General features: G+C 42.0%; 8 protein-coding genes and 1 pseudogene. 8 read left to right on the top strand and 1 reads right to left on the bottom strand.

Translation table 11 applies throughout. From position 1 onward, the window contains the following. Positions 1–118 precede the first annotated feature (118 nt). From ACQKC9_RS10525 to ACQKC9_RS10490, 8 genes and pseudogenes are all read left to right on the top strand, one after another. Complete coding sequence (locus ACQKC9_RS10525; protein ID WP_057761573.1) at positions 119–481, top strand: response regulator; 363 nt, start codon at positions 119–121, stop codon at positions 479–481. A 3-nt stretch (positions 482–484) separates the two neighbouring features. After that, positions 485–1,015: a chemotaxis protein CheW gene (locus ACQKC9_RS10520; RefSeq protein WP_160022438.1), complete on the top strand. Its 531-nt coding sequence runs from the start codon at positions 485–487 to the stop codon at positions 1,013–1,015. Between the two features lie 303 nt (positions 1,016–1,318). Continuing rightward, positions 1,319–2,605: pseudogene (locus ACQKC9_RS10515) on the top strand (methyl-accepting chemotaxis protein); the annotation flags it as partial. Between the two features lie 182 nt (positions 2,606–2,787). Then, positions 2,788–3,645: a CheR family methyltransferase gene (locus ACQKC9_RS10510; RefSeq protein WP_427621736.1), complete on the top strand. Its 858-nt coding sequence runs from the start codon at positions 2,788–2,790 to the stop codon at positions 3,643–3,645. 30 nt (positions 3,646–3,675) lie between these two features. Continuing rightward, positions 3,676–10,539: an Hpt domain-containing protein gene (locus ACQKC9_RS10505; protein WP_427621734.1), complete on the top strand. Its 6,864-nt coding sequence runs from the start codon at positions 3,676–3,678 to the stop codon at positions 10,537–10,539. Next, the gene (locus ACQKC9_RS10500; protein ID WP_427621732.1) at positions 10,529–11,524 is read left to right on the top strand and encodes a chemotaxis protein CheB; all 996 of its coding nucleotides are present in this window, start codon (positions 10,529–10,531) and stop codon (positions 11,522–11,524) included. The genes ACQKC9_RS10505 and ACQKC9_RS10500 overlap by 11 nt, the downstream gene beginning before the upstream one ends. A gap of 17 nt (positions 11,525–11,541) precedes the next feature. After that, on the top strand, positions 11,542–12,039 hold the full coding sequence (locus ACQKC9_RS10495; RefSeq protein WP_427621731.1) for a hypothetical protein: 498 nt from the start codon (positions 11,542–11,544) through the stop codon (positions 12,037–12,039). 138 nt (positions 12,040–12,177) lie between these two features. Next, on the top strand, positions 12,178–12,705 hold the full coding sequence (locus ACQKC9_RS10490) for a cytochrome b (protein ID WP_427621729.1): 528 nt from the start codon (positions 12,178–12,180) through the stop codon (positions 12,703–12,705). An 85-nt stretch (positions 12,706–12,790) separates the two neighbouring features. Here ACQKC9_RS10490 and minE read toward each other — a convergent pair whose 3' ends face one another. Beyond that, a complete protein-coding gene (gene minE, locus ACQKC9_RS10485; RefSeq protein WP_057762631.1) occupies positions 12,791–13,081 on the bottom strand; it encodes a cell division topological specificity factor MinE in 291 nt (96 codons plus the stop codon).

Genomic DNA, 13,081 nt, shown 5'->3' with positions numbered 1-13,081 from the left:
AATAATTATGATTAAAGAATGGCTACCAGTAGATTTATAAGTGCTATTTTTAATCATTTTATCTGAACCATATATCAATATATCTTCACAGATATTTTAGAACTTAAAGGAACCTCCTATGACTACCGTTTTAGTCATTGACGACTCGCCATCAGAAATGGCGAAATTTCGCGATATGCTTGCCAAAAACAACTTCCAAGTGTTGGAAGCGACCAATGGTGAGCAGGGTTGCCAAATGGCAGCTGAACATTTACCAGATGTGATTTTAATGGATGTGGTCATGCCTGAAATGAATGGTTTTCAGGCCACGCGCAAGATTACTCGCGGTAAAACCACTGCTCATATCCCTGTCATCATGATCAGTACCAAAAACCAAGAAACAGATAGAGTTTGGGGCAAGCGTCAAGGCGCCAAAGAATATATGAACAAACCAGTTGATGAAAGTGGATTGGTCAATATGATTCGCAAAGTGATGGAGTAACTTGTGGCTTCTAGAGGATTTATCGAGCTTCTGCGTTTAGCAGATTTGGCACGCGCGCGTAAAAGCGGTCGCCGCGGTGGCCAAGAGTTTGATTGGCAAGGTGTGGTATTTGAAATTGGTGGGCAGCGCTTAGTTGCTCCTATGGGTCAGGTATCAGAGGTATTATCTATGCCAGAATATACTAGCCTACCTCTAGTAAAGCCATGGATGCTAGGTATTGCCAACATTCGTGGGCGACTATTACCTTTAACGGATCTGTCGCATTTTTTGCAAGTACCTAGTCGCTTGACACAAATGAGCCAACGGAAAGTTATCGTCATTGATTATGACAATAACTTTTCAGGACTGCTGGTGGATCAGGTACTTGGTATTGAACAGTTCACACAAGAACAGTATCGTCCAGAAGCTATAGATCCAGAGTCGCCATTTGCGCCTTATAACCATGGCAAGTTTTTCAAAAATGACCAAGACTGGTATGTATTTATGCCAAGTTTGCTCGCACAGGATCCTCAGTATTCAGATGCTGCGATATAGCTATTAACTATAAAATACCTGTCTATTGAGTAACGACAGAATAATAGCGACTGACATAATAGGGTTCGATGTCAGCATTTATACAGGCTTTGCTAATCATTGTTTAGATAACAATACGATTGTCAAAGTCAGCCACAATTAGACTTTGATGACTGTTTGAAAGGAAGACGCAAGATGAGTGATGTGATAAAAAAACCTGTAGCTGGTATGGCCAAAACATCAGCAGATGGCAAAGACTCTGATAGTACTTGGAAGCTATTGTTAGGATTTTTTGTTCTATTAAGTTTGGCTTGTCTGATTTGGCTAGTTAACTCGCTATCATCGGTAAGTCAGTATTTCGATAGTTTCAATCAATCCGTTATCTTGCCAGCGGCTGTATTTGCAATCGGCGCATTGGGGATTCTGTTTGCTTTGTACCAGCTACTGAAAAACCGTGGTGGATCAGAGCGATCGCTTATTGAGAAAGAAACCTTACGTCGTCGCCAAGAAGCAGAGGCTGAGTCTGAGCGAGCACGTCAAATTCAAGAAGAAAACGAACGTAACCAGATCGCTATTCTACGTCTGCTTGATGAGTTGGGTGATTTGGCAGAGGGTGACTTGACCGTTAATGCGACTGTATCAGAAGATTTTACAGGGGCGATTGCTGATTCAGTCAACTTTGCAATTGACCAATTACGACAGCTGGTACTGGTTATTAACAGCACTGCTGACCGAGTATCGCAGTCTTCAGATCAAACGCAGATGAATGCTGTTGAACTGGCCGAAGCTTCTGAACACCAAGCACAAGAGATTGCTGGTGTATCAGCCGCTATTAATGAGATGACTGTTTCAATTGATCAGGTTTCAAACAATGCTGCGGAATCTGCAACGGTTGCCCAGCGTTCAGTTGCTATTTCTCATAACGGGGCAGAAGTTGTACAACGCTCTATTGAGGGTATGAACGTTATTCGTGATCAGATTCAAGAAACATCAAAGCGTATTAAGCGCCTTGGTGAGTCTTCGCAAGAGATTGGTGATATCGTTGGACTAATCAACGATATTGCTGACCAGACCAACGTTTTGGCATTGAACGCCGCTATTCAGGCATCTATGGCAGGGGAAGCGGGCCGAGGCTTCGCGGTTGTTGCTGATGAGGTACAGCGTCTAGCTGAGCGTTCAGCTAATGCTACTAAGCAGATTGAAACATTGGTAAAAACCATTCAGGCTGATACCAATGAAGCGGTTATGTCAATGGAGTCAACAACTTCTGAAGTTGTACGCGGCGCACGCTTAGCGAAAGATGCGGGTGAAGCACTAGAAGAAGTACAGAGCGTTTCTAATACTTTGGCTGATTTGATTCAAAACATCTCGAACGCTGCATTGCAACAGGCTGAGTCTGCGGGTCATATTTCTCACACCATGAATATCATTCAAGATATTACCTCACAAACTTCTTCTGGAACGATGGCAACAGCCCGTTCTATTGGTGAGCTAAGTGAAATGGCAGCAGCACTACAGGAATCGGTAACGGGCTTTAAGGTATCGAACGACGACGAGCTAGTAGATTATGAAGTGTTAGATACGGAAGGCGCATTGAAAGAAAGCGTTTAATGATTAGTTATCCTTTTAGGACAACGACAGCATTTGATTGTTCTGCGTATTGAATAAATTTGCTGTTGTAAGAGTGATAAAAAGAAGCCGTAATCATAATAGGTGATTTGTCTAGCTTAAATAACGTTAATAAGCCAAATCATCTGCTTAATATAGTTGAGCTGACATTGGGTAATACTTTGATGAAAGTCGACAGTTTGGATGTGCAGCGATGGCAGAAGTACATAGAGCAGGAAACTGGATTTGTGCTGCCAGACATACAGCTACAGTGGCTGGCCAATGCAATCGACTGTACGGCGATGTCGAACGGATTGAGCGTTCAACAATTATGGTATCAACTATCGAAAAGTGATGAGTTGCATCAGCAATTGCTAGATAAAGTACTCATTCATGAGAGTCGCTTCTTTCGACATAGACCCTCTATCGACTTTGTCACAGAGTATGCACTGCAGCATCATAAAGCGGACAACACTGATAGTTTGTTTCGTATTTGGAGTGTTGGCTGCGCAAGTGGACAAGAAGCTTGGTCATTGGCCATGAGCTTAGCCGCACAGCGATGTCAAGGCTATGAAATATTAGGGACAGACATCAGCGAAGAGGCTATTAAGAGCGCACGGTTGGGGCAATATGATAACAGGCAGCAAACTCTAATCCCGCAATTGTGTCAGCCGTTTGTTCAGCCGCTGCCTTCTAAGAGTACATTGAACAGATCGAAGCCTGACACACCAGAAGCGGCTAATAGTATGCAGGAGAATTGGCAGGTAGCGCCTGTATTGCAGCCACATGTCAGTTTTTCTGTACACAATATTATTGAACAAAAACCACCCACTACGCATCTTCAGAATGTGATTATTTGCCAAAACATGCTGCTATATTTTCGTAAATTTGATCAGCGTGATATTTTGGCACGGTTATCAGAGCAGTGCGCGTTAGAGGGATATATTATATTGGCTCCAGGTGAGGCGTTGTTCTGGCGTCCTTCAAATATGCGCCGCATTGCGCACCCACAGGTTAATGTGTGGCAAAAAATTAGTGCCTAAATTAGTGCATAGACGAGTTAGGATAAACCTATGAAAAACCAGCCCAATGACATAGTGACGTTTCAGTGGTTGCTACCATTATTTAATCAGCAGTTAGCACAGATATCTGACGGTTGGCAATTAGGTGAATCTAGCATCGACCATGAACAGCTGATATTAAGTTATCATCAGATTAGCGGTGCGCTCATCATACTTAAACTTCCTTTACTAGCAAATGTTGCTAGCAAGTTGAGTCAACTCGCAGGATTACAAAGTTGTGATGATTTTTCTATTAAAGAGCGCCGTATAGGTCAGTTCTCTCATCGATTGTTGCAACGAGAGATCAATCAGTATGCGCGTACAGGAATCTATCATATAGAGCTGATAAAAAGGGCAGTTGATGAGCTGACCCAAGCTTTGTCTCAACGAGACATAGAAACTGACATTCTTCTAAACATTAGTGATATTCAGTATGAATACACGAATGATCATGCGAATAACGAAAATATTATCAATAGTATTGAAGTGGCCGTGCCTACAGAACAAGCTACCGCTAGCTTGACAAGTGAGCAGTGTCAGCAGTTGCTACTCGTATGGCGTCAGCAAGTACAAGCATTACTAATCACTAATACAAATCAGTCATCAGCACTCAGTACCTTAGAAAAAGCTAGCCAATATCTTAGGCAGACAACACAAGATAGTGGTTTACAAAGACTATGGTGTTTAACTGAATTACTGCTACGTGATCTGGCCCGAAACGAGACACCACTTCCTGAGCGTTATGCTCCATTATTAGGTCAGCTTGATCAAGTTATAGAGTCTTGTGCCCAGTCAAATGAAGTACCTTCAACTATAGTTGTAAGATTGACCACCGCAATCTATGTCGAATTGAGTTATCTAGCGCACAGTAGCAAACGTACTCAGTCTATTTTGGATAAAGTATCTCAAAGTACCACGACAGCGTCTCGTTTTTTACCGCAATTATTAACTCAGCTTGATGCGCTTATTTTCAAGTTAGATGAGCCAGATACTTTGGTAGATCCTTTACAACATATCAGAGAACAGCTCAAAAACCGAGGCTGGACTTACTACGTGTCTCAGGTAGAGTCAATCCTTGCAGATTTAAAACAGTCTCTTGTATCAGAAACGAGTTTTGCGCAAGAGCAATGGCAAATTGAACGCAAGCTGCAAGAGTTATACAACGCTATTTATAGTACTGAGCAAACCATTTCACTTAAGATTGGTGATGCGACCTCTTTCGCTACTGTGCCTGAAGTGATGAATAGTAACGAGACAGAATCAACAGGTAAACATGGCTCTATTCCTACCGACGATGGCCTACGTGAGCTTCGAATTGCAGTAGAAGAGATAAAGCAAAATTTCAACGATTATATGCAACATCAAGATATTGGGTTATTACCAGCGTCTACTGAGTTTACCAGTATTGGTCAAGCTTTTGACGATATGGAATTACCAGAAATCCGTCATACAATAGGTGATATAGGCAATCTATTTGCACAGTTAACTACTCGTAATATTACTACCCCGAGCTGGAGTTTGGTGCAAGCGTTGGCTGAAAGCTTAACGTCTATTGAGCTATTGCTTGATTATCTTGCACAGCAGGTTTTCGACCAGCAGCTGCTTACTTTAGCAAACGAACATACAGCCAGAGCAACACAGCTTCTTGATACTGATATCGATTCACCAGAAGCGCTTAACGAGACTGTGTTCGCTCAAGAGTCAACTGTGACGAATGTTGTACGTTACGATGATAGTGGTGAGATCAGCCCTGTTATCAATATAGACGATACAAATGAAGTTGAACAAGATAGTGTGAGTCTGTCCAACAATATTGAAAGTGATGCACTAAAGCAGGCTCGTGAACACGTGAAGCCTGATAACTTCGACACAGATGAAGATGTCCACGATATCTTTATTGAAGAAGTGACCGAAATCATCACTGATCTTGAAGATTTTCTTCCTATTTGGGCGCAAGACTCACAAGATCTAACCCCATTGACCGAAGTGCGTAGAGGTTTTCACACTCTAAAAGGCTCAGGTCGTATGGTTGGTGCTTTTAGTATCAGCGAGATAGCATGGTCAATCGAAAACCTACTCAATCGTTTATTAGATAAAACATTGCCAGTAACAGATGATGTTGTAAATCTAGTGGTTGATACCACAAAAACTCTACCAGCATTGGTAGCAGATTTTTCAGCGCAGCGACCACCAAGCTTTGATCCTGCGATTACTATTTTACAAAGTAGTAATCTTATGAGTCGGCAGCCTGTGAACACCGGACTAACGCTAGCTGAACTTGCTCCTAAAGAGTTTATGTCAGATGATATAGAATTAGAAAAATCGCTACTAGAAATTGATGATTCTAATAACGATAGTACCGAGTTAGTCACTGACTCGAGTAACAAGGAAGCAAATACCAACGAATATCTATCTACGTTGGATATTCCAGAGAGCCTTGCTCCTTTTATTAGAGAGACCAATCAACTACCAGCCGATGCCAACGATGCAGATCCTGATATCAAAGAGATATTTATAGAAGAGGCCAATGAAGTATTAGCAGAAATTGTGCCGTTGTATGAAAGCTGGCAGAAAAATTTGACCGATCTAGAGGGATTAAAAGATATTCGCCGTGGTTTCCATACCTTGAAAGGTTCGGGCCGCATGGTAGGCGCTAACTATACAGCGGAACTGGCATGGTCTATAGAAAACATGCTTAACCGTGTTTTAGATAACAGTGTCGCTATCTTAGCTGATATGCGTCAGTTAATTACAGATGTATTGGCGACTTATCCTGACATGCTCATAGCATTTGAACAAGGTACTCAAGACTATCCAGCTGTTGTTCCAGTGTGGATTGCGTGTGCTGATGCATATAGCAAACAGCAGGGTAATGGATTTAGCTATGCTGCTTTGTTTGCACAGTCAGTATGTAGTTCTATAGGTGAGATGGAAGAAACAACGCCGTGGTCTGATACGGCTGAGACTGGCAATGCTTATGATGACAACAGTAATGAAGCAATAGACTCTACCTTACAGACCTTTCATTCGGTCAATGAAAAAATGGCAGAGGCAGCGGTTGTCCTTACTCCTCAAACTGAGGAAGAAAAAGCATTTTGTAAGATCTTTATTGATGAAGCAGAAGAGCTGCTTGATTGTATCGAACAGTTTGTCAAAGACAATAGAGAACAGCATCATATAGAAATCACAGATGAAATCGTACGCGCATTTCATACTTTGCGCGGCGCTTCGGGTTCTAGTGCTTTAGCCGCTATCAGCGAAGTCAGTGCGACCATCGAGCATAGCTTGGAGTCATTACAACAACAAGATATAGGCATGAATGCTCAGCACTTAGCAGCATTAGCCCAGTCAGCCACATTAATAGAGGGTTATCTAAATAACTATAAGCAAAATATAGAGCAGCACGATGTATCAACAGAGGACGATGGTTCGCAGAGTCAGCATGATATAGCGTCATTGCAGGCCATGCTTGATGAGCAATATGCGGCTAATGACACTACGGTCATGACCAATAAGAAACCTACAATAGAAGAGTTATTAGACAGTAATATTGATACGTTGCTCGATGCTGAGTGGGAATTAGATGATGCGTTAAATCATACTGATATAGAGCATATTCAAGACTATATAGAGCAGCAAGTTTCACAAATAGCTTCTCTTATGGAAAAAGCGCAAGCATTTCCAAAATTTGTCACAATTTTAGATGAGCTGGGTAATGCGTATCGTTATTTGAGTAATCATATCGATAAAGCCCAAAATCCAGACATTCAAGCAATATTGCATGCAGGTCACGCTCAGCTGATAGGCTTGTTTGATGCCTTAGCTGGAAGTACCTCCTTAAAAATAGATAAACAAGTCATTGATGATCTACAGAGTATTTATCAAGAAAGAGATGAGAACGAGGACGTTGGTTTCATCGTTAGAGCCGTTCCAGCAGCTGACCTACAGTTTGAGACTATTGACACTGATGCCGAGCTGTTAGAAATATTTTTAGAAGAAGCACAAGAGCTTGATACTGCACTAGATGAAAGCTTCAATAAGTGGCGTGCCGATATCACCAATATCAATGCGCTGAAAGTTCTACAGCGTCATTTGCACACGATTAAAGGCGGTGCACGGATGGCCGGTATCCGTAGTATTGGCGATTTGACCCACGAAGCAGAAAGTGTCTATGAGTCTTTTGTGGAGAACCGAAGAGCGCCAACCGCGCAGTGGCTTGAAATCATGCAAATGGTGCAAGACACGATGTCACTACAAGTGATGCATATTGTGAGTCATAAGAAATCTTTCTTTACTCCAGAGCTGATTGAACAGTTGCGTCAGCTTGAAAAAGCAAAAACGTTACCAGAGGTAGTCGATCTAGTCATACCAGTACCGAAAAATCATTTTGAACCTACAGAGCGTAGCATTGCTGCCAATGTTGTTGACAGTGATAATGAGGCATTGAGTACCCTAAGTTTAGATAGCATGATTAAACAATCATGGGCTAACGGACTCCCTGATCCTGATATATTAGCGGTATTTTTAGAAGAAGCAGAAGAGCTTACCAATCGTAATAAGTATCTGCACTTGTTTTTAAAAGACACGAGTAATACCACAGCGTTACAAGCGCTCCAACGTGACTTACATACCATAAAGGGTGGCGCACGCATGGTCACCGCCTCTGGTATTGCTGACTTAGCTCACGAGATGGAATCAGTTTATACAGACTTCGTCAGTAATCGACGTCCAGCCACCAAAAAAGTATTAGAATTACTGGTTGCAAGTCATGACTGGCTGGCTGATGCAGTATTTATTCTCCAACAACATGTTAATCCACCAACGCCTACGTTGTTGATTGAAGCATTGGAGCAGTTTGGTAGAAACCCTGATAGCCTAAAAACGATACCTAAAGAGTCTCTACAAGCCCAGCGTGAAGCAATCCTAATTGCCAAAGAAAACCAAGATTCACAGTATCTTGCAAAAGATATCAGTGAAATGCCGTCTATGCTTAGAGATACTCATGAGGAAGATCAGAGCGCTAGTAGCAATGAGATGATTCGTATCTCAGGTGGTTTGATTGAGCACATGATTAACTTGTCTGGTGAGTCAGCGATTAACCGTGCTCGTATCGATATGGGTATCAGTAGTCTAACAAACAGTATTGAAGAGATGGGTACGACAGTACAACGCTTGGCAGATCAGCTACGTCGTATGGAGATCGAGCTAGAAGCACAAATTTTGTCTCAGATAGATGAGGAGCTCATCGACAATGAAGACTTTGACCCTCTAGAGATGGATCAATACTCTTCTTTGAATCAGCTGTCTAAATCTTTAACAGAGTCAGCATCGGATTTGGTTGATATTAACCATACATTATTAGAAAAAACCCGTGATAGTGAAAGTCTGCTGTTGCAGTTATCTCGTACCCAGACTGAACTGCAAGACGGTTTGATGAATTCACGTATGGTGCCATTCACTCGCTTGACGCCACGTCTGGAACGTATCGTACGTCAAACAGCTAATGAGCTTAATAAGTCTGTTGAACTGACCATCATTAATGCTGATGACGAGATGGATAGAACCATCCTAGAGCGTATTACTTCACCGCTTGAGCATATGTTACGTAATGCTGTCGACCATGGTATTGAAACCACATCGACCCGTCTAAAGTCAGGCAAAGAGCGCAGCGGCCGTATTACTCTTGAGGTACATCGTGAAGGTAGTGAGATCGTCATCCAATTAACAGATGATGGGCGAGGCATTGATGTTGAAGCGGTACGTAGCAAAGCCATCTCTCAGGGTCTAATTGATGCAGACGATAATAGTCTGTCAGACCTTGATATTATGCAATATATTTTCAACGCTGGATTGAGTACTAGTCAGCAAGTGACTCAGATCTCTGGACGCGGCGTTGGTATGGACGTTGTTATTAGTGAGATTCGCCAACTAGGTGGCTCAGTATCCGTCGTTTCAGAGTTGGGTAAAGGCTCAAGTTTTACGATGCGCTTACCACTGACAGTAGCCGTGTCTGACGCGTTGGTTGTTCGTGCTGCAGATCGCTACTATGCGATTCCATTGGTACAGATTGAGCGCGTGGTTCGAGTGAATCCAGAGAAGCTTTATGACTACTATCAATCAAATGATGCCACATTGAATTTTGAAGACACTGAATATCGAGTACGTTATCTAAATGAAATTTTATCAGGCAATAAGTTGAATGAGTTGGTCGTAAATACCAATACTAGCTTACCGCTTATCATTATTAAAAACCGTACTGGACAGAATATTGCTTTGCAAGTGGATCAGATTGCAGGTTCGCGCATAGAAGTTGTTGTCAAACCTTTAGGCCAACAATTATCAAATATTCCAGGAGTTTCAGCTGCTACTATCATGGGTGATGGCTCGGTCATGCTCATCTTAGATCTGATCGCTCTGATGCGTAATGCGCAATTGGTCAAGAATATTACGAAAGCTGCTGATGCTAAAAGAGGACGTATAGAGTCTAAATCTACCATTTTAGTCGTCGATGACTCAGTGACAGTGCGTAAAGTAACCTCACGTTTCTTAGAGCGCCAAGGGTTCAATGTGGCAGTCGCTAAAGATGGTATTGACGCAATTGAAATATTGCAAGATATGACACCAGACATGATATTGCTTGATATCGAAATGCCTCGTATGGACGGATTCGAGGTCGCCACTCAAGTCCGACATAATAGTCGTCTAAAGCAAATTCCGATTATTATGATAACGTCACGTACTGGCGAAAAGCATCGTGAGCGTGCCTTAGAGATTGGTGTGAATGACTATATGGGTAAACCATTCCAAGAAAAAGAGCTGCTTGATAAAATGCAAAAATTACTAGGTGAAGGGGTCAGCCTGACTAATGAAGGATAATGCACGTGTTTTAGCGCTGCGAAAAAAAAATAGAAACGATATTAAAGTGATGGTGGTGGCAGAAGACCATCGCCAGCGCATGGCTTTTTCAGATACGGTACGTGGGTTCGGCTTTATGCTGGTCGGCTGTGTGTCACGAGCACAGTGGCAGGAAACAGGTGAGCTTTCTAATTCAGCTATCGATATTTGGCTGATAGACAGTGACTATGATGATAGTGTGGCAATAGCGACGGTGGCATCCAAACCAGCAGCAGTACTGGTGGGCTTCAGTCAAGCACCGTATCTAAATGAATCCCAAGAATATGCAAAGTGGCAACGTAAGTTAAAGCGTAAATTTGCTCAACTGCTTGACTTGCCAACACTGGTAGATGCTCCAGCTTACAAAAGTGCTGACACTGACTGGCATTATGTCGTATTTTTGGGTGCTTCTATGGGTGGCCCTAGTGCGGTTAAAGAATTCTTAGATAATGTGCCAGCCACACTGCCAATTTGTATTTTATTGGCGCATCATTTCAATCAGTCTATGATTGGTACGTTGCCCCGCATACTTAACCGTCATAATGACTGGCGCTGTAAGATTATCGCTTCTTCACAGCGGCTACGTGCAGGAGAGTGTCTGATAGTTCCTATTGATAAGCAGGTTGTCTGCGATTCAACAGGTCGCGTGATACTATTGGATCAAGATTGGCATGGTGAATATAAGCCTGCAATTGGGCAGCTGCTCAAAAATACCAGCGATGTTCATGGTAGCGAGCTTATTAATATTATATTTTCAGGTATGGGTAATGATGGTTCTCAATACTTGGACCTAATCCAAGACAATAACAGTCAATTATGGGCACAAGATCCGAACTTGAGTGCATGTCCAAGTCAGCCTCAGGCTATCATTGACTCAGGGTATTGTGATTTTGTTGGTAGCCCTACCGATTTGGCAAAAAAACTAACCGATTACATTGGTGAAAGGGCAGCTAGCCGTTCACATTAACTTATTGCGAGTGACGTATGACACAAATTTTGAAACATTCGTTTGAGGCTGTGAGTCTGTTGACTACCAACAACGGTATGCTTGACGTCACTATTGTTCCAGCATTTAACCAGCCGGACTGGATTATTCCAAGTAGCCTAATTTTGAGTGTGGATGAGTCCCAGCAGCAGGTTTCTAGATACGACTGGCAACAACAAGATTTGGCTGTATTTAATTTACTACTGCAAGATCAAGCTCCAGACAAAATGATTGTTTTGGAAGGTAATACGACTGATAACCGTTTTGCCTTACAAACGGCAGGTGACTTGCGTCAGCTGCAAGCACGAATTTCTGAAGTGAAAGATGTAGAGACACCTGAACAGTTTAGTACTACCAATGGCGGAGATTGGGAAGAGTATTTCGATAAAAATGATGTCTCATCCTACCTATATCAAACAGTAATGATTGATGACGAAATCTACTTAGTGCCAGATTTGGATAAAATTGCCTATCACCTGATTGATTTAGATGGCTAGATTCTCACCTGTATTTAAGGTATTCTCCATTCTATAAATAGTAAGCCAGTAATGTTAATGACTTCATCTCTTGAAGAGCATTAGCTGGCTTATAAAACTGATTAGAGATAATTCCTGATAAAGGTAGTAGAGTCACTCATGAATAATGCCAACTCGAATGTATCAAAGTGGTCGGTTAGTAGCCGTATTTTTCATTGGATTAGTGCAGCCTTACTGTTAGCCACATGGATAATGATACTGCTATATGAGAATTTAGATAGCAATCTGTTTATTGGATATCATAAAGCGTTCGGCGTGAGCCTGTTATTTTGGATGATTGCCCGAGTTATCAACCGCATTTTTACCAAGGCGCCACCACCGCTAGCCATGCCAAAATGGCAAACGCTCGTATCACAGCTGTCACATTTTGCTCTCTATGCCATACTGATTGCTATGCCACTGGTTGGCTTATTGATGGCAGTATATGGCGGTCGACCGGTTGATATTTTCGGTATCTTTCAGATCCCTGTATTCGTGACTCCAGATAGAAGCTTGGCTCGTTTTTACAATAACTTGCATACTGAGATTATCTGGCCGATGATTATTGGTTTTACGGTCTTGCATATAGCAGCCGCGTTATATCATCAGTTTGTCAAAAAAGACAATCTTATTGCCCGTATGAAATAATCTATAATCGATAAACATTAAAAAGCCCCAAGTATCAAACTTGGGGCTTTTTTTATTCGTTGTAAAAATACGTACTGTTAGAATGCTATTTCTTATGCTCAGGTAAATTGATATTCATCTCTAACACATCTAAGCTGTCTTCAGAACGATGGTTGATATTGACATCATCAATCTGCACACCGTTAACGTATTTGTTCACGACTTCTAAGATTTCACGTTTCATTTTCTCGATACGATCAACCGTTAAGCGATTGTTCAATCTGTTTTCGCTAGCAACGATAACTTTTAAACGCTCAGTTGCTAAATTTGCGCTACCTGCGTTACTGTTGTCGTCAGTACCAAATAGGCTACTCCAAAATCCTTTTTTCTTAGTCAT

It is taken from the genome of Psychrobacter sp. NPDC078409 (assembly GCF_050268505.1).
Lineage (GTDB): Bacteria > Pseudomonadota > Gammaproteobacteria > Pseudomonadales > Moraxellaceae > Psychrobacter.
Note: the sequence above shows the minus strand (reverse complement) of the source record. Positions and strands in the feature narration are given on the sequence as shown.